Raw genomic sequence first — 18039 nt, 5'->3', positions numbered from 1 at the left:
CGGCCCTTGAAAGCCCTCGACGAACTGACCTTCGATAATCGCTTCGCCCGCCTGGGCGATGCGTTCTCCGCCCATGTGCTGCCCGAGCCGATCGACCATCAGCGCCTGGTCGTCGCGAGCCCGGCGGCGCTGGCCCTGCTTGATCTCGACCCGGCGACCGCCGAAACCCAAGAGTTTGCTGAACTGTTCGGCGGCCACAAGCTGTGGGCCGATGCCGAACCACGGGCGATGGTCTACTCCGGGCATCAGTTCGGTGGCTACACGCCGCAACTTGGTGACGGTCGGGGCTTGCTGCTCGGCGAGGTCTACAACACTGCCGGCGAGCATTGGGACTTGCACCTCAAGGGCGCCGGGCAGACGCCGTTTTCGCGTATGGGTGATGGCCGTGCGGTGCTGCGTTCGTCGATCCGTGAATTCCTTGCTTCCGAAGCGTTGTACGCGTTGAACATTCCTTCGTCGCGCGCGGCTTGTGTGATCGGCTCCGACACCCCGGTCTGGCGTGAAAAGCAGGAACGCGCAGCGATGGTGCTGCGTCTGGCGCCGAGCCACATCCGCTTCGGCCACTTCGAATACTTCTATTACACCAAGCGTCCCGAGCAGCAAAAGCAGCTGGGCGAACACGTATTGGCGATGCACTTTCCCGAATGTCTGGAACAGCCGGAACCGTATCTGGCGATGTTCCGCGAAATCGTCGAACGCAACGCCGAACTGATTGCCAAGTGGCAGGCCTATGGCTTCTGTCACGGCGTGATGAACACCGACAACATGTCGATCCTTGGCATCACCTTCGACTTCGGCCCGTTTGCCTTCCTCGATGATTTCGACACCAACTTCATCTGCAACCACTCCGATGATCAGGGCCGCTACTCGTTCAGCAATCAGGTGCCGGTTGGCCAGTGGAACCTCAGTGCATTGGCTCAAGCGTTGACGCCGTTCATCAGTGTTGAAGCCCTGCGCGAAACCCTCGGCTTGTATTTGCCATTGTTCCAGGCGCACTACCTCGACCTGATGCGCCGCCGCCTCGGCTTCACTACCGCTGAAGACGAAGACCAGAAGCTGCTGGAAGACCTACTGCAACTGATGCAGAACAGCGGCGTCGACTACACGCTGTTCTTCCGCCGACTCGGTGAAAAGTCGGCCGAACAGGCCGTCGCCCGGTTGCGTGATGACTTCGTCAACATCAAGGGTTTTGATGCCTGGGGTGAACGCTACGTCGCCCGGGTTGCCCGCGATGGCGATGCTGATCAAACGCAGCGCCAAGCGCGGATGCATGCGGTCAATCCGCAATACATCCTGCGCAATTACCTGGCGCAAAAAGCCATCGATGCGGCTGAGCAAGGGGATTACTCAGAAGTACGCCGGCTGCACGCGGTGCTGAGCAAACCGTTTGAAAAGCAGCCGGGGATGGACGGTTATGCCGAGCGGCCGCCGGAGTGGGGCAAGCATTTGGAGATCAGTTGTTCGTCTTGAACCAGCATCAGGTAAACACATCGATTGGCACATTGAAGCGCTCTGCCAACCAACGAATCTGGCGCAAGTTAAGCTTGCGCTTGCCGTTCAAAATCTCCGAAACAACCGACTGAGTACCAACACCCGGCAAGTCGCTCTGAGTCAGGCCGTGCTCACGCATCATGTAACCGAGAACCTCTTCGCCACTTGCCTGGGCCATGGGGTGATGGGTGTGATCCCATTCTTCGATCCAGTCACCGATGATGTCGACCAAGCTCATCAACGGGTGCGACTCATCATCGCCGGTAATTTCCAGCAGTTCGTCGACTGCCAATACCAAAGCATCGTAGTCGTCTTCGTTTTTCGGTTTCCGAACCACTGGAGAGACAAATTCCCAGTGCTCGACAACCGTTTTAATCAAAGCATTCATACCCTACCCTCCTTCCATTTACCGCGGTCATATTCGCGGTGATCCATCACATGCTTTATGTAGAGTCTCTGAGAGCGATAACTGACAAAAGCAATCAGTCTCAATTTATTGTCACCGATATCGAAGACATGAAACTCGCCAACCTTGTCGGTCGCAGGAAATATCGATTTCATCGCTGAAAAATCCTTTGGATAAATTCTGCTCGCCAAACGAAACCACTGCGCCAGAGCACTTGCTGCTTGTGGCCATTGCTCCTTGGCCTGTCGAATGGGTTTTTCACTGAACACATGCATGCAACATCCTTATCGCATTCTGCTATGGGGAGTTAATCACAAACCAAAAATATCGCAAGTTGCGATAAAACTAGGCAGACCAATGGATTGGCCTGCTGCGTCTTCAGCCTAGGCACAACGCGAGAGCCTGCACGATTGAAAATATGAGCAAACGTCTCCAACTAGGTGTTATCAGCTCAATTCCGGATTTCGCTCATGACCACCCCACTCCTCATCCCCTGCCCCTCCTGCAACGGCCTCAACCGCATCCCTGCCGAGCGCCTCGCGGACCAGCCCAAGTGCGGACGCTGCAAATCCGCCGTGCTGTCGAGCAAACCGTTCGAACTCAAGCAAGGCGACTACGCCAGCCAGATCAAGGGGGATTTACCGCTGTTGGTTGATGTCTGGGCGGAATGGTGTGGGCCGTGCAAGTCATTTGCGCCGGTGTTCGAGCAGGCGGCGGCGCAGCTGGCGGGCAAGTGCCGCTTGGCCAAGCTTGATAGTGAAGCGAATCAGCAGTTGTCGGCGCAGTTGGGGATTCGCTCGATTCCGAGTCTGATTCTTTTCAAGAACGGAAAGGAAGTGGCGCGGCAGAGTGGCGCGTTGCCGTTGCCGCAATTGATGGCGTGGCTGCGTAGCCAAGGGATCTGACACACCGCCAAACAATGTAGGAGTGAGCCTGCTCGCGATAGCTTCCTTTCAGTCACTCAAGTGTTGGCTGACAGGACGCTATCGCGAGCAGGCTCACTCCTACAGGGGATCTGCGTAGCTCAGGAGATCAGTGATCTTCGAGCAAGTTGTGCAGTTCGACGAATTGCTGGGTCAGCTTATGGCGCGGGTCGAGGTGGATCAGCGGCATGCTGGCCTGGTGCGATTCGCGCATGCGCACCGAACTGGTCAGATACACCGGCAGAACCGGCAAGCCTTCGGCAATCAACTCATCAAGAATCTGCTGTGGCAGGCTCGCCCGGGCCTGGAACTGGTTGACTACGATGCCTTCGACTTCCAGTCCTTCGTTATGGTCATCTTTCAGCTCTTCGATTTCCGCGATCAGGCCGTACAAGGCCTGACGGGAGAAACTGTCGCAATCGAAGGGAATCAGCACACGATCAGCGGCAATCAGCGCCGAAACCGCATAGAAATTCAGCGCTGGCGGCGTATCGAGGTAGATGCGGTCGTAATCTTCAGACAACTCATCGAGCAACTTACGCAGCTTGTTGATCTTGTGCTTGGCCTCAAGTTTGGGCTGCAAATCGGCCAGCTCGGCCGTCGCGGTGATGATGTGCAGGTTGTCGAACGGCGTTTCGTAAATATCCGCCTGATTCTTCTTCGAGAACGGCCCCGAGGACAGCGTCTGCTTGAAGAAGTCGGCAATGCCCATCGGGATGTCGTTGCCAGTCAGCCCGGTCAGATATTGAGTGGAGTTGGCCTGGGCATCAAGGTCCACCAACAGCGTGCGATAACCCTCGCTGGCGCTGACCGCCGCCAGATTGCAGGCAATGCTGGACTTGCCTACGCCACCTTTCTGATTGAACACCACGCGCCGCATGACCAAACCTCCGTGTATCAAAGAATGACCGAGTGTAGATGCGCTCGACCTCGCTTCGCTACCTTCACGGACACGGACTACAAAGTCAGGTGCAAATATCCGCGGACAGATAGGGCAATCGCCGCCATTGATCGCCGAGATGCCCGACAGACAAGCCGCTCACGATCTGGATAATGGCCAAGTGACAGTTTTCTTGCGAACCACTCGGTACATTTCGTTGCGCAAAATGTAACCAGCATTTGCTACACACCCGTCGCACCGGGATAATGCGCGCCACCCGGCGCCATGCGCCACGTCAAGCCTGCTGCGGCTCTGGCCACTCAACGCGTCAACGAATGCCCGCAGGGGCGGGATGAATGTCCGTGATCAACTTCAACATCGCCCAATGGCGCGCGTGGGCTCCCGGGCTCGACAGCGTGGACGCCTGGCAGGCCTGGAGCCGACAACCGGTGGTACTCCAGAGCAGCGATGCCGCGCCCGATGTGTCGTTTTTGCCGGCCATGCAACGCCGCCGCCTCAGCCGACTGGCACGCATGGCGTTCAGCGTTGGCTGGCCCCTCGCCGACGGACGGGAGGATCTGCCGCTGGTGTTCGTTTCGCGTCACGGCGAAACCCCGCGTACCTACGAGATCCTCACCGATCTGGCCAACGAACAGCCCCTGTCGCCGACGCAGTTCAGCTTGTCGGTGCACAACGCGATTATCGGCCTGTGGTCGATCATGCGCGGCGAGACCAGCGAAATGACCGCCCTCGCCGCTGCCGGCGACGGCCTCGAACACGGCATGCTCGAAGCCGCAGCCCTGCTCAATGAGGGCGCCCCGGCGGTGCTGCTGGTGATCACAGAAGAACAACCGCCCGAAGCGTATTCAGCGTGGATCGACGACGTGCCGTTTCCGTACGCGCTCGGCCTTTTGCTCACCCCCGGTACCGACTGGCGGCTGACCCTGAACAGCACCACAGAAACACGGTCAAAAGCGCACTGGCCCCACGCGCTCACTCTGCTGCGAACCCTGCTTGGCCAGCAACCCCTTTGCCAACATGCCTGGAAAAATCGTGTATGGACCTGGCAACGCAACCCGTGACCGAAAAAAACCGCGACGCCTATTACTGGCGCCTGCTGGCTACCGCCGCAAGCTTCGCCCTGTTCGGGCTGGGGGGACTGTGCCTGCGCGTACTGGTGTTTCCGTTACTCGGATGCCTGCCGGGTGATGCGCTGAAACATCGGCAGCGCGCGCGGCAGACCGTCAGTCGGCTGTTCTGGTTTTTCGTGCGCTTCATGGCCCGTACCGGCGTGTTGACGTATGACATTCAAGGGGCCGAACGTCTTGGCCGTCCCGGGCAGATGATCATCGCCAACCACCCGTCGTTGATCGACGTAGTGTTCCTGATCGGACTGGTGCGCCAAGCCAATTGCGTGGTCAAGAAAACCCTGTGGGAAAACCCCTTCACCCGTGGCCCGCTGCGCAGCACCGAATACATCAGTAACGACGGCAGCATGGACATGCTCGATGCCGCTGCCCAGTCCCTGCAAAACGGCCAGACCCTGATCATCTTTCCGGAAGGCACGCGCACCCAGCCAGGTCAGGCGCCGGCCTTTCATCGCGGGGCGGCAGCGATTGCCCTGCGCGGTGCGAAAATAGTCACGCCGGTGATCATCAAGGTCAACCCGACCACGCTGACCAAAGCCGAACCCTGGTATCGGATCCCCAGCCGCCGCGTGCACTTCAGTTTTCGCGTCGGGGCCGATATAGACCCACAGACTTTCGCCGCGCAAGGGCCAGCCCCGCAAGCCTCGCGCAAGCTCAACGATTATTTGCACACCTACTTTATTAAGGAGCTCGCCGAAGATGAGCGATCTGAATCGTGATATCAAACTACTGATCATCGATGCTCTCGGCCTCGAAGACATCAGTGTCGACGACATCGGCGACGAGCAGACGCTGTTCGGCGAAGGCCTGGGCCTGGATTCCGTCGACGCGCTGGAACTGGGTCTGGCGATCCAGAAAAAATACGGCATCAAGATCGACGCCGACGCCAAAGACACCCGTAACCATTTCACCAACGTGGCCAGCCTTGCGGCATTCGTCACGGCAAAACAGGCAGCTTGAGACCGGACCATGCAAACTCGTGACGATATTTTCAACACCCTGCGCGATGCCTTGGTCGAGCTGTTCGAACTGGATCCGGCCCGTGTGAGCCTGGAGTCCAACCTGTATCAGGATCTGGAAATCGACAGCATCGATGCGGTCGATCTGATCGATCACATCAAGCGCCAGACCGGCAAGAAAATCGCCGCCGAAGAGTTCAAATCGGTGCGCACTGTCGGTGACGTGGTCGAGGCGGTCTACCGCCTGGTTCAACCGGCCGCATGAGCCGACTGATCGGCCTCGGCCTGCTGCTGGCCGGTCTGCTGTACCCCTTTGCGGTGTATTTCGGCATGGAGCACTTTGCTCCATGGCAGTTCGGCCTGCTGCTGGGCAGCCTGTGGCTGGCGCGGGCGCTGACCGGCGAGCGCAAGCCCGGCAGCCTGTGGATGGCCTGTGTGGCGATCGTCTTCTGCCTGTTGCTGGCGCTGTTCGACAGTCCGCTGTTGCTGCGCTGGTACCCGGTGCTGATCAGCGGCTTCATGCTGGTGCTGTTCAGCCTTAGCCTGAAATACGGCCCGCCGATGGTCGAGCGGCTGGCGCGCTTGCGTGAACCAGAGCTGCCGGACATCGCGATCCACTATACGCGCAAGGTCACGGTGGCCTGGAGCGTGTTTTTCTTCTGCAACGGTTTGTGCGCCGCCCTGCTGACACTGTGGGCGCCGCTGAATTGGTGGATGTTGTACACCGGCCTGATCTCCTATGGATTGATCGGCCTGATGTTTGCCATTGAATGGCTGATACGACAACGGGTAAGAGGCCGTACATGAACTGGATAAAGCTTGAGCAGCTGTTGCTCAAGGCTGCGCCGGCGCGGGCTGTCAGCCACGCACCGGCCCTCGATCACGCGCAACTGTGCGAGCAGGCGCTGAGCGTTGCCGCCGGTCTGCAAGCGCAAGGCGTGAAGCGCCTGGCTGTGCACCTGGAAGATGCCGCAGAACTGGCCATCGCTTTGCTGGGCGCATGGCGTGCCGGCGTCAGTGTGCTGCTGCCCTCGGATCTGCAAGCACAAACCCGCCAGCGCTGGTCGGCTGAAGTCGATCAGTGGCTGACGGATCACGCCGATGACGCGCAGCTGAGCGACTTTCATCAGCCGCCGTTGCCCGGCGCCGAGCTGGATCTCGACCAGTGCCGTCTGAGCCTGTGCACGTCCGGCTCCAGCGGCGAGCCCAAGCGCATCGACAAAACCCTGCGCCAACTGGCCAATGAAGTCGAAGCGCTGGAGCAACTGTGGGGCGCCGATCTCGGTGAGGCCTGCATCATCGGCAGCGTCGCCACCCAGCATATTTACGGTTTGCTGTTTCGCGTGCTGTGGCCGCTGTGTGCCGGGCGCCCGTTTGCGCGTAAACAACTGGCGTTTCCCGAAGACTTGCAGCGTGCCAGCCGCGAACATCCGGCCTTCGCCTGGATTGCCAGTCCGGCGCTGCTCAAACGCATGGGCGACAACCTTGACTGGCCGGCCCTGAGCGCCGTGCGCCGGGTGTTTTCCTCCGGCGGCGCGTTGCCCTTTGAAGCCGCGCAGAGTCTGCAACAACGCTTGCAACAATGGCCGACGGAAATCCTCGGTAGCTCGGAAACCGGTGGCATTGCCTGGCGTCAGGGCGAACAACTGTGGCAACCGTTTGCCGGTGTTGAATTGAGCCAAGACAGCGAAGGCGCCCTGCTGATCGCTTCACCTTACCTGCCCGCCGGGCACGTCGAACACACCGCTGACGCTGCGCGCATCGCCGCCGATGGCCGCTTCGAACTGCTCGGGCGGCTGGACCGGATCGTCAAACTGGAAGAAAAACGCATCTCTCTGCCCATGCTCGAACAAGCCTTGGTTGCCCACGAATGGGTCGCCGAAGCGCGCTTGGGCGTGGTCCAGGAAAACCGTGCTTCCCTCGGTGTGTTGCTGGTGCTTAGCGAGGATGGCCTGTTTGCCTTGCGTGAGCACGGCCGTCGCAGCCTGACTGAAACCCTGCGCCAGCATTTGCACCAACACTGCGAAGCCCTGGCCCTGCCCCGCCGCTGGCGACTGGTGCGGCAATTGCCGTTGAACAGCCAAGGCAAGCTGCCGCAGGCCGACGTTGAAGCGCTGTTGATGGCGCCGCGACCGAAATCGCCGGAAGTGCTGTCGCAGGTCGAGACCGAGGGTGAATGGAGTCTGCAACTGAGCGTGCCGCCGGATCTGGCTTATTTCAGTGGTCACTTTCCCAAAGCTCCAGTATTGCCCGGTGTGGTGCAGGTGGAATGGGCGCTGAACCTTGGGCGGCAGTTGCTGAATCTGACCGGCCCGTTTGCCGGGATGGAAGTGCTGAAGTTCCAGCAACTGGTGCGCCCCGGTGATGAAATCCAGTTGCACCTGCGCTTTGATCCTGAGCGCCGCAAATTGTATTTCGCTTACCGTAATGACACGGCAACCTGCTCCAGTGGGCGGATTCTTTTGGGTGTAGAGCATGATTGACCTTGGTGAGTGCTGCGCACTCAATCGCGAGCAGGCTCACTCCTACAGGGATCGCGGTTTTCCAATGGAGAACTGCTATGCATAACCCTTGCGCGGTGATCCCGGTTTATAACCACGAAACCGCGATCACCACGGTGGTCGACGCCCTGCTCGCGCAAGGCCTGCCGTGCATTCTGGTGGACGACGCCAGCACGCCATCCTGTGCCAGGGTTCTCGACGCACTGGCCGAGCGCGACAACGTGCATCTGGTGCGCCTGACCGCGAATCAGGGCAAGGGCGGTGCGGTGATGACCGGTTTGCGCGAAGCCTCACTATTGGGTTTCAGCCATGCGCTGCAGGTCGATGCCGACGGTCAGCACGACTTGCACGACGTGGCGCGTTTCGTCGAGGAATCCCGTGCCCATCCCGAGGCGATGATCTGCGGTTATCCGCTGTTCGACGAGAGTGTGCCGAAAGGCCGTTTGTACGCGCGCTACCTGACCCACGTGATGGTCTGGATCAACACGCTGTCACTGCAGATCCGCGATTCGATGTGCGGGTTTCGCGTCTATCCGCTGGCCCCGACGCTGGCGGTGATCGATTCGGCGAAAGTCGGCAAGCGCATGGATTTCGATTCGGACATTCTTGTACGCCTGTCGTGGCGCAATCAGCCGATGCGCTGGCTGCAAACCAGCGTGCACTACCCGCTGGACGGTGTGTCGCACTTCCGTCTGTTCCACGACAACGCACTGATTTCCAGCATGCACACGCGGCTGTTTCTTGGCATGTTGCTGCGCTTCCCGGTGATCCTCTGGCGGCGGTGGCGAACATGACCAGCGAGACCGACAAGAAGCACTGGGCCGACCGCGAAGAACGCGGCAGTTTCCTGCTGATGAAATTCACCGCGTTCGCCGCCAAGGTCCTTGGTCGACGCCTGCTCAGCCCGTTGCTCTACGGCATCGTCCTGTACTTTTTCCTGTTCGGCCGCACCGCACGGCGCAGTGCCTGGCAATACCAGCAGCGCCTGGCCGCATGGAGCCAGCGCGACGCGTTGCGCCCGACGCATTGGCGAGTGTTCGGCCAGTTCATGGCCTTCGCCGATTCCATGCTCGACAAGCTCGACGTATGGAATGGCAAGCTCCGTATCGAACAGATCGAAATCATCGACCCGGCGCTGCTGCGCAACCAGTTGCGCGGCAGTCGCGGGCAACTGCTGGTCGGCGCTCACCTGGGCAATCTCGAAGTCTGTCGCGCACTGGCGGAGATCGGCGAAAAGGTCACTATGAACGTGCTGGTGCACACCAAACACGCCGAGCAATTCAACCGCCTGCTCGGTGAAGCCGGGGCGACCAATCTGCGCCTGATTCAGGTCAGCGAGCTCGACCCGGTGATCATGCTGCAACTGCACGAACGGCTGGAGCGCGGCGAGTGGCTGGCGATTGCCGGCGACCGCGTGCCGCTGCACGGCGGGCGCAGTGTCACCGTAGACTTTCTCGGCCACCCGGCGCCGTTCCCGCAAGGCCCGTGGCTGCTCGCCGGTTTGCTGAAATGCCCGGTCAATCTGCTGATGTGCCTCAAGCAGCCGGACGGTCACTATCGCCTGACCCTCGAGCCCTTCGCCGATGCCGTGGTATGGAAGCGCAGTGAGCGCGAGCAGGTCATTCATCAGTGGGCCACCCGCTATGCGCAGCGCCTGAGTCACTATTGCCTCGAAGCGCCGCAACAATGGTTCAACTTTTACCCTTTCTGGAAGACCGATGACGACGCCAACCCATGAGCCGGTAACCTTCGGCGAACGCCCATTGCGCATCGAAGACGTGCTGGCCCTGGCCAATCGTCAGGCGCCCGTGCAGTTGCAGAGCGACGCCGACTACCGCGAGCGCATCGCCAAAGGCGCGCGGTTCCTTGATTCGCTGCTGGACAAGGAAGGCGTGATCTACGGCGTCACCACCGGTTACGGCGATTCCTGCGTGGTCGCGGTGCCGTTGCATCACGTCGAAGCGTTGCCGCGTCATCTCTACACCTTCCACGGTTGCGGGTTGGGCAAGCTGCTTGATGCGCAAGCCATTCGCGCGGTGCTCGCGGCACGTTTGCAGTCGTTGTGCCACGGCGTTTCCGGGGTACGCGTGGAGCTGCTGGAGCGTCTGCACGCGTTTCTCGAATACGACATCCTGCCGCTGATTCCTGAAGAAGGCTCGGTGGGCGCCAGCGGCGATCTGACGCCGTTGTCTTACGTCGCCGCAACACTGTCCGGCGAGCGTGAAGTGATGTTCCGTGGCGAACGCCGTCAGGCGGCCGACGTGCATCGCGAACTGGGCTGGACGCCTTTGGTGCTGCGCCCGAAAGAAGCCTTGGCGCTGATGAACGGCACTGCGGTGATGACCGGCCTCGCCTGCCTGGCTTTCGCCCGCGCCGACTATCTGCTGCAACTGGCCACGCGCATCACCGCGCTCAATGTGGTCGCGCTGCAAGGCAACCCGGAGCACTTCGACGAACGCCTGTTCGCCGCCAAACCGCATCCGGGGCAAATGCAGGTCGCCGCGTGGCTGCGCAAGGATCTGGCGATCGACGCACCGACCGCGCCACTGCATCGATTGCAGGATCGCTATTCGCTGCGTTGCGCCCCGCATGTGCTTGGCGTGTTGGCCGACAGCCTGAACTGGCTGCGTTCGTTCATCGAAACCGAACTGAACAGCGCCAATGACAACCCGATCATCGACGCCGAAGCCGAGCGCGTGTTGCACGGCGGGCACTTCTACGGCGGCCATATCGCGTTCGCCATGGACAGCCTGAAAAACCTCGTGGCCAACGTTGCTGACCTGCTCGATCGGCAGCTCGCCTTGCTGGTGGATGAGCGCTACAACCACGGTCTGCCGAGCAACCTCTCCGGCGCCCCGGCGGATCGCGCGATGATCAACCATGGCTTCAAAGCCGTGCAGATCGGCACCAGCGCCTGGACCGCCGAAGCATTGAAAAACACCATGCCGGCCAGCGTGTTCTCGCGCTCCACCGAGTGCCACAACCAGGACAAAGTGAGCATGGGCACCATCGCCGCCCGCGATGCGATCCGTGTGCTGGAACTGACCGAACAGGTCGCCGCCGCGACATTGCTCGCCGCCAACCAAGGCGTGTGGCTGCGTGCTCAAGCGGAGGATGCCCGACCGCTGCCACCGTCACTGGCGGCAATGCACGAAGAACTCGCCAAGGACTTCCCGCCAGTTATCGAAGACCGCGCACTGGAAGGCGAATTGCGCCTCTGCCTGCAACACATCGCCGCGCAACACTGGAGGCTGCATGCGTAGCGCCGGAGTGCTTCACGCCGACACCGAAATCCTCGTGCCGTTTTTCGACGTCGACACCATGCACGTCGTCTGGCACGGCCATTACGTCAAGTATCTGGAAGTCGCGCGTTGCGCACTGCTGGACAAGATCGGCCACAACTACACGCAGATGCTCGAGTCGGGTTACGCCTGGCCGATCATCGACCTGCAATTGCGCTACGTGCGCGGTGCAGTGTTCGGTCAACGCCTGAACGTACGCGCCAGTCTGGTCGAGTGGGAAAACCGGCTGAAGATCAATTACCTGATCACCGACCTGCACAGCGGCGAACGCCTGACCCGCGCCAGCTCGGTGCAGGTCGCCGTTGAGGTGAGCAGTCGCGAGATGCAGCTGGCTTCGCCGAGGGTCTTCACCAATGCCGTGGAAAGGATGCTGCGATGAATGTATTTGTTAAAAGCCTGAGCGTGTTGGCGCTGCTGACGCTGCTGACGCTGTCGGCGCTGGCCAACGCCTTCGATCTGCAACAGCTCAGCGAACAACTGGCGAAACCGGACGTGATCCACGGCCAGTTCATCCAGGAAAAACACCTGCGTGCATTACCGCAGCCGCTGATCAGCAAGGGCCATTTCGTTCTGGCGAAAAACCACGGCCTGCTCTGGCTGCTGAAAACCCCGCTGCAGCAGGATTACCGCATCAGCGCCAAAGGCATCGCCCGCCGCGACGATAACGGCTGGCAATTGCTGCCGAACAAGAGCGCAGGGGCTGAACAGAACCGCTTGTTCCTCGCCGTGCTGCAAGGCGACAGCAGTGGCCTGCAACGCGACTTCGAACTGGCCCTGAGCGGTGATGCACAACAGTGGAAACTCACCCTGACGCCGCGCTCGCTGCTGCTCAAGCAAGTGTTCAACCAGATCAACATCGACGGCGGCGCGCTGGTGCAGACCATCGAACTGCTGGAAACCCAAGGCGACAGCACTGTGCTGCGCATGCAGGACAGCATCGCCAGTCAACCGTTGAGCGACGCGGAGCAACATGACTTTGCCGAGTGAACGCAGGCTGCCCTGGCTGTTTCTGATCCTGCTGCTGGCCGTCGTCGCGCTGGCCGGTTGGCAGTGGCGTGACGGTGCGCCGCTGTCGGCGAATTTGATGGAGCTGGTACCCGGCACTGACCCTGACGCTCTCGAACTGCGCGCCGAACAACGCATGCAGGAACCGCTCAACCGCGAAATGCTGGTTCTGGTCGGCCACACCGATCGCCAGCAAGCCGTCACCATGGCGCAGACCCTGGGTGAGCAATGGCAAGCCAGCGGGTTGTTCGAAAAAGTGCAGTGGAACCTGCAAGCGGATCTGCCGGCCCTGCGCACGCAACTGCTGCAAGGGCGGCTGGCGATGCTCTCGGCGGATGACCGGCAACTGCTGATCGAACACCCCGACGCCTTCATTCAGCAACGCGTGCAGGCCCTGTTCGATCCGTTCAGTGGTTTCAGTCTGGTGCCAAGTCAGGACGACTGGCTGGGCCTGACCGGGCGCATTCAGAACAGCCAGCCGCAGCACGGTTCGGTGCAACTGGACATCGGCAGCGGCGCGTTGATTGCCGATGCCGACGGCAAGAGCTGGGTGCTGCTGCGAGCGCGCACCACCGGCAACGCCTTCGACATGAACTTGCCGCTGCAAGTCGCCGCACTGCTGCAACACAGTCGCGAGCAGGCCGCGAAATCCGATGTGCAACTGCTCGCCGCCAGCGGCTTGCTGTACGCGGCCAACGGTCAGCAGCAAGCGACTCGTGAAATGACCTGGGTTGGCGGCGGCGCCACTGTCGGCATTCTGTTGCTGCTGTTGCTCGCTTTCCGTCGCTGGCGCGTGTTGCTGGCATTTGTGCCAGTGCTGGTCGGCATGTTGTTCGGTGCGGTGGCGTGTGTGGCGCTGTTTGGCCATATGCATGTGATGACACTGGTGCTAGGTTCCAGCCTGATCGGCGTGGCCGTGGATTATCCGCTGCATTATCTCTCGAAGAGCTGGAGCCTGAAGCCGTGGCGCAGTTGGCCAGCCTTGCGCTTGACCTTGTCGGGGCTGACCCTGAGCCTGATCACCAGCGCCATCGGTTATCTGGCGCTGGCATGGACGCCGTTCCCGGCGCTGACGCAAATCGCCGTGTTCTCTGCCGCAGGATTGCTCGGTGCGTATTTGTCGGCCGTCTGCCTGCTGCCAGCGCTACTGAGCAACGTCGAACTGCGGCCCGCACAATGGCCGTTGCATCTGGCCCAGCGCCTGGTCAATCTGCGCGAAAAACTTCTCGAACGCGTGCGCACACCGGTGTTGCTGGCGCTGCTGATCGCCTTCTGCGTGGGCGGTCTGGTTCAGTTGCAAAGCAAGAATGACATCCGCCAATGGGTCGGCGCTCCGCAACATCTGACCGACGAAGCGCAGGCCATCGCGCGCATCACCGGCTATCAGCCCACCAGCCAGTTCTTCCTCGTGCGCGCCGACAATCAGCAGCAATTGCTCGAACGGCAGGCCGCACTGAGCGAGCGTCTGCAGCAACTGGTCAACCTCGACAAGCTGCAAGGCTATCTGGCCCTCGATCAACTGGTCAGCCCACCGAACCAGCAAGAACAGGTGCGCGAGGCGTTGAACAAACTGCCGCAATACTGGCAGCCATTGCTCGACCTCGGTGTACCGCTCGCCGCCCTGCAAGCAGAACTGCAACAGCTGCAGACCGTGCCCGCTGAAGACATCGACGCGGCATTGGCCGGTCCACTTGGCGAGCCTTATCGCATGCTTTGGCTCGGCCCGAGCGAAGACGGCGTGGCGGCGATGACCAGCCTGCAAGGTTTTAACAACCCGGCGCTGCTGCGCGTGCAAGCGCTGGACTTGCCGGGGGTAATGCTGGTCAATCGCCTCGGTGAGTTGAACGAGGTTTTCGCCGCGACGCAGATCAGCGCCGCTGAACTGAAACTCGCTTCCTGCGCGTTGATCGTGCTGGTGCTGATGTTGCCGTTCGGTCTCGGCGGTGCGCTGCGCATCGTCGCCCTGCCGTTGCTCGCCGCGCTGTGCAGCCTCGCCAGTCTTGGCTGGCTTGGTCAGCCACTGACCCTGTTCAGCCTGTTCGGCCTGCTGCTGGTGACCGCAATCAGCGTCGACTACGCGATTCTCATGCGTGAACAAGTCGGTGGCGCAGCGGTGAGCCTGCTCGGCACCTTGCTGGCCGCTGTGACGACGTGGCTATCGTTTGGTTTGCTGGCGGTTTCCAGCACGCCGGCGGTGAGCAATTTCGGCCTGTCGGTGAGCCTCGGTCTGGCCTTCAGCTTCATGCTGGCGCCGTGGGCCGGACGCCACGAACACACCGCGACAGTCGCGGAGCCAGCGGCATGATGATCGTCGTTTTCTGGCTGCTGGCCATGGCCTTGTTCGCCGTGGCCACTCGTGTTGGCCGCCACTTTGGCCTGATTCCGATTGTCAGTCAGTTGCTCCTGGCCAGCTTCGGCTTGCCGCTGCTGATGTACTTCTGGATCGAACCGGGCTGGCAGCTCAGCGGCGCCGAACTGATCGCTCCAGACTGGCTGAAAAACCTCTACAGCCTGAGCTTTGCCCTGCTGCTCGGGCATATTTTCAGTGATGTGATTGATCTGAAACTCGATCGGCAGAGCGTGAAAATCGCCGTGCCGAGTTTTGCCGTGCCGTTCACTTGCGGCTTGGCGGCGGCTTACTGGCTACTGCCAACGCAACCGTGGCTCAACTCGCTGGCCTTAGGACTAGTATTCGCGATCACTGCGATCCCGGTGCTGTACCTGTATCTGCGACACATCGATTACCCGCCCGCCGCCACCCGGCGTCTGGTGCAAACCGCGATCCTCATTGATCTGACCTGCTGGACGCTGTTCGGCCTCGCCCAGGGCAGTCTGCATCTGAGCAGTCTGTTGCTGCCGCTGGGTTTCGCCTGTGTGCCACTGCTATTAAATCTGTTGCGTGTGCGTCGGCCGCTGACTTACAGCCTCGGTTTCTTTGCGCTGCTGGTGATGGCCGAGCATTACAAACTCAACGCGTTGATCTTCGGTATCGGCTACCTGCTGTGCATGGCCGCGCTGAAAGTGCCGCTGGTGCTACCGTTCCCGGCGCGCTGGATGAGCCGTTTGCAGACGTGGCTGGCAATCCCGCTGATCCTCACGTTCGGCATCGTCCAGATCGACGTGCACAGCGCCCTCGCCAGCCTCGGCGTGGTGCAATGGGCGGCGCTGCTGCTGTTGCCGATTGCCAGTAAACTGCTCGGCAACTGGCTCGGTCTCGGCTGGGCCGGCGCTTCGTTCGAAGGCGCCAGCCGCTGGCGCGAAAGCGTGCTGCTGAACATTCGTGGCCTCAGCGAAATCGTCTTTCTCAATCTGCTCTTGCAACAACAGCTCATCACCCCGGCGCTGTACTTCGCGCTGATGCTGATGGGCCTGATCGCGACGCTGCTACCGGCCCTGATCGGCCTGCATCGCGCGCCTTTGAATCTGCAACATCCTCTGCCCCGGAGTTCACGTGCCAATCGTTGAAATGGAATCCCGTCAGGTCGTGATCATCGGCGCCGGCCCTTCAGGCGCCATCGCCGCCGCGCTGCTCAAGCGCAAGGGCCACGATGTGCTGGTGCTCGAGCGCCAGCACTTCCCACGCTTTTCCATCGGCGAAAGCCTGCTCAGCCATTGCCTGGATTTCGTCGAAGAGGCCGGCATGCTCGACGCCGTCAATGCCGCCGGCTTCCAGCGCAAGACCGGCGCCGCATTCGCTTGGGGTGAGCGTTACAGCGCCTTCGATTTCAGCGAGACCTTTTCCGGCGGCAAACCGACCACGTTCCAGGTGCAGCGTGCCGACTTCGACAAACTGCTGGCTGATCAAGCGGCATTGCAGGGCTCGGAAATCCGCTACGGCGATGCCATCGTCAGCGTCGATTTCGAGCGGACGAAACCGCAGCTGGATGTGCGCCGCGAGGACGGCAGTGAGTACCGCGTCGAAGCGGATTTCGTCCTCGATGCCAGCGGCTACGGCCGCGTGTTGTCGCGACTGCTGGACCTGGAAGCACCGTCGAATTTCCCGGTGCGTCAGGCGGTGTTCACCCACGTCGAAGATCACATCGACAACCCGGCATTTGATCGCGAAAAAATTCTCGTCACCACTCATCCAGAGCACCGCGATATCTGGTTCTGGACGATCCCGTTCAGCAACGGCCGCTGCTCGGTGGGCGTTGTCGCGGCCGAGGAACACTTCAACGACCGCGACAGCGATCTGGATGCCTGCCTGCGCAGTTTCATTGCCGAGACGCCAAGTCTTGCCGGCGTATTGAACAACGCTGTCTGGGACACCCCGGCGCGCACGCTCGGCGGTTACGCCGCCAATGTGAAAACCCTGCACGGGCCTGGCTTTGCCTTGCTCGGTAACGCGGCGGAATTTCTCGACCCGGTGTTCTCCTCCGGTGTGACCATCGCCATGCGTTCGGCGAGCATGGCGGCAGCGGTTTTGCACCGTCAGTTGCAGGGCGAAACCGTCGACTGGCAAAGCGAATTCGCCGAACCGCTCAAGCGCGGCGTCGACACCTTTCGCTGCTACGTCGAGGGTTGGTACGCCGGCACCTTTCAGGACGTGATTTTCTATGAAGACAGCCAGGCGGAAATTCGCCGGATGATCTGCTCGATCCTCGCCGGGTACGCCTGGGACGAACGCAACCCGTTCGTCAGCGAAGCGCGCCGCCGCTTGAAGATGATTTCCGAACTCTGTGCAAAGGACGCCACATGAACTACTTGAGCGACAGCTACGTCGAGGAAACCCGCTTCGGTTTCTGGTTTCTGCGCAGCCACACCTGGCAGCACCATGTGTTGCGCGTGGCGATCAATGATTTACGCGGCTTGTTCAGTGAAACGCTGCCGGAACATCCGGTGTTGCTGGATGCCGGTTGTGGTCAGGGCAAGTCGTTCGGTCATCTGCGCCAGACCTTTGCGCCACAGCGTTTGATCGGCGTAGATGCTGACCCGCACAGCCTTGAATTGAGCGGCGCAGAAGCGACGCGTCTGGATCTGGACGTGGAACTGATCGGCAGCGATTGCGCGACACTCAATGTGGCAGACGCCAGCGTTGACCTGCTGTTCTGCCACCAGACTTTTCATCATCTGGTCGAGCAGGAAAAGGCCCTGGCCGAGTTTTATCGGGTGCTGAAACCGGGTGGCTATCTGCTGTTCGCCGAGTCCACCGAGGCATACATTGATACGTGGGTGATCCGCTGGCTGTTCCGCCATCCGATGCACGTGCAGAAGAGTGCAGCGCAGTATCTGCAGATGATTAGCGAGCAGGGTTTCGAATTTGGCGAGGGCAATGTTTCCTACCCGTATTTGTGGTGGAGCCGGTCGAAGGATTTTGGCTTGCTGGAACGGTTTGGGTTGCGCAAGCCGAAGCCGTTTGGTGAGCGCGAAGAGACGTTGGTGAACGTTGTCGCGCGCAAGCCGCTTGAAGGTGATCGTTGATGC

At 60.8% G+C, this 18039-nt stretch carries 20 protein-coding genes; 17 read left to right on the top strand and 3 right to left on the bottom strand.

All coding sequences use genetic code 11. The features are described 5' to 3' along the window. The first annotated feature begins 6 nt into the window (after positions 1–6). Positions 7–1470: a YdiU family protein gene (locus PspR84_RS02485; RefSeq protein WP_160055181.1), complete on the top strand. Its 1464-nt coding sequence runs from the start codon at positions 7–9 to the stop codon at positions 1468–1470. A gap of 7 nt (positions 1471–1477) precedes the next feature. Here PspR84_RS02485 and PspR84_RS02480 read toward each other — a convergent pair whose 3' ends face one another. Together PspR84_RS02480 and PspR84_RS02475 are read right to left on the bottom strand one after the other, a co-directional pair. After that, positions 1478–1879: a transcriptional regulator gene (locus PspR84_RS02480; RefSeq protein WP_095047236.1), complete on the bottom strand. Its 402-nt coding sequence runs from the start codon at positions 1877–1879 to the stop codon at positions 1478–1480. Next, positions 1876–2172: a type II toxin-antitoxin system HigB family toxin gene (locus tag PspR84_RS02475; RefSeq protein WP_160055178.1), complete on the bottom strand. Its 297-nt coding sequence runs from the start codon at positions 2170–2172 to the stop codon at positions 1876–1878. The genes PspR84_RS02480 and PspR84_RS02475 overlap by 4 nt, the downstream gene beginning before the upstream one ends. A gap of 195 nt (positions 2173–2367) precedes the next feature. On the opposite strand from PspR84_RS02475, the gene trxC reads away from it, so the two are divergent. Then, positions 2368–2802, top strand: a complete 435-nt coding sequence (gene trxC, locus PspR84_RS02470) for a thioredoxin TrxC (protein WP_160055175.1) — start codon at positions 2368–2370, stop codon at positions 2800–2802. A 127-nt stretch (positions 2803–2929) separates the two neighbouring features. On the opposite strand, the gene PspR84_RS02465 is transcribed toward trxC, so the two are convergent. After that, positions 2930–3700 (bottom strand): ParA family protein, encoded by a 771-nt coding sequence (locus PspR84_RS02465; protein ID WP_038360142.1) that lies wholly within the window; start codon positions 3698–3700, stop codon positions 2930–2932. A 356-nt stretch (positions 3701–4056) separates the two neighbouring features. Between PspR84_RS02465 and PspR84_RS02460 the strand changes: the two genes are divergently transcribed. The 15 genes from PspR84_RS02460 to PspR84_RS02390 all read left to right on the top strand — a co-directional run bounded on the left by PspR84_RS02460 (position 4057) and on the right by PspR84_RS02390 (position 18036). Beyond that, complete coding sequence (locus PspR84_RS02460; protein WP_160055172.1) at positions 4057–4782, top strand: beta-ketoacyl synthase chain length factor; 726 nt, start codon at positions 4057–4059, stop codon at positions 4780–4782. Continuing rightward, positions 4758–5567: a lysophospholipid acyltransferase family protein gene (locus tag PspR84_RS02455; RefSeq protein WP_134175903.1), complete on the top strand. Its 810-nt coding sequence runs from the start codon at positions 4758–4760 to the stop codon at positions 5565–5567. The genes PspR84_RS02460 and PspR84_RS02455 overlap by 25 nt, the downstream gene beginning before the upstream one ends. Next, positions 5548–5808, top strand: coding sequence for a phosphopantetheine-binding protein (locus tag PspR84_RS02450; RefSeq protein ID WP_016983882.1), 261 nt, complete (start codon positions 5548–5550; stop codon positions 5806–5808). The genes PspR84_RS02455 and PspR84_RS02450 overlap by 20 nt, the downstream gene beginning before the upstream one ends. Positions 5809–5817: 9 nt before the next feature. Next, the gene (locus PspR84_RS02445; RefSeq protein ID WP_007909503.1) at positions 5818–6072 is read left to right on the top strand and encodes an acyl carrier protein; all 255 of its coding nucleotides are present in this window, start codon (positions 5818–5820) and stop codon (positions 6070–6072) included. Then, positions 6069–6614, top strand: a complete 546-nt coding sequence (locus tag PspR84_RS02440) for a hypothetical protein (RefSeq protein WP_160055169.1) — start codon at positions 6069–6071, stop codon at positions 6612–6614. The genes PspR84_RS02445 and PspR84_RS02440 overlap by 4 nt, the downstream gene beginning before the upstream one ends. Then, positions 6611–8290: an acyl-CoA synthetase family protein gene (locus tag PspR84_RS02435; protein WP_160055166.1), complete on the top strand. Its 1680-nt coding sequence runs from the start codon at positions 6611–6613 to the stop codon at positions 8288–8290. The genes PspR84_RS02440 and PspR84_RS02435 overlap by 4 nt, the downstream gene beginning before the upstream one ends. A gap of 77 nt (positions 8291–8367) precedes the next feature. Then, on the top strand, positions 8368–9102 hold the full coding sequence (locus tag PspR84_RS02430; RefSeq protein WP_160055163.1) for a glycosyltransferase family 2 protein: 735 nt from the start codon (positions 8368–8370) through the stop codon (positions 9100–9102). Beyond that, on the top strand, positions 9099–10046 hold the full coding sequence (locus PspR84_RS02425) for a glycosyl transferase (protein WP_150794116.1): 948 nt from the start codon (positions 9099–9101) through the stop codon (positions 10044–10046). The genes PspR84_RS02430 and PspR84_RS02425 overlap by 4 nt, the downstream gene beginning before the upstream one ends. Next, positions 10027–11571, top strand: a complete 1545-nt coding sequence (locus tag PspR84_RS02420) for an aromatic amino acid ammonia-lyase (protein ID WP_160055160.1) — start codon at positions 10027–10029, stop codon at positions 11569–11571. The genes PspR84_RS02425 and PspR84_RS02420 overlap by 20 nt, the downstream gene beginning before the upstream one ends. After that, a complete protein-coding gene (locus tag PspR84_RS02415) occupies positions 11564–11989 on the top strand; it encodes an acyl-CoA thioesterase (protein ID WP_160055157.1) in 426 nt (141 codons plus the stop codon). The genes PspR84_RS02420 and PspR84_RS02415 overlap by 8 nt, the downstream gene beginning before the upstream one ends. Then, entirely contained in the window at positions 11986–12597 is a 612-nt protein-coding gene (locus PspR84_RS02410; RefSeq protein WP_160055154.1) for an outer membrane lipoprotein carrier protein LolA, read from the top strand. The genes PspR84_RS02415 and PspR84_RS02410 overlap by 4 nt, the downstream gene beginning before the upstream one ends. Then, positions 12581–14920, top strand: a complete 2340-nt coding sequence (locus PspR84_RS02405; RefSeq protein WP_160055151.1) for an MMPL family transporter — start codon at positions 12581–12583, stop codon at positions 14918–14920. The genes PspR84_RS02410 and PspR84_RS02405 overlap by 17 nt, the downstream gene beginning before the upstream one ends. Continuing rightward, positions 14917–16080, top strand: a complete 1164-nt coding sequence (locus tag PspR84_RS02400; RefSeq protein ID WP_160055148.1) for a sodium:proton antiporter — start codon at positions 14917–14919, stop codon at positions 16078–16080. The genes PspR84_RS02405 and PspR84_RS02400 overlap by 4 nt, the downstream gene beginning before the upstream one ends. Continuing rightward, the gene (locus tag PspR84_RS02395) at positions 16067–17314 is read left to right on the top strand and encodes an NAD(P)/FAD-dependent oxidoreductase (protein ID WP_160055145.1); all 1248 of its coding nucleotides are present in this window, start codon (positions 16067–16069) and stop codon (positions 17312–17314) included. Before PspR84_RS02400 ends, PspR84_RS02395 begins: the two co-directional genes overlap by 14 nt. Continuing rightward, complete coding sequence (locus tag PspR84_RS02390) at positions 17311–18036, top strand: class I SAM-dependent methyltransferase (protein ID WP_160055142.1); 726 nt, start codon at positions 17311–17313, stop codon at positions 18034–18036. Before PspR84_RS02395 ends, PspR84_RS02390 begins: the two co-directional genes overlap by 4 nt. Positions 18037–18039: the final 3 nt, after the last annotated feature.

It is taken from the genome of Pseudomonas sp. R84 (assembly GCF_009834515.1).
GTDB lineage: Bacteria > Pseudomonadota > Gammaproteobacteria > Pseudomonadales > Pseudomonadaceae > Aquipseudomonas.
The sequence above is the reverse complement of the archived record's forward strand: the minus strand, read 5'-3'. Positions and strand labels throughout refer to the sequence as shown.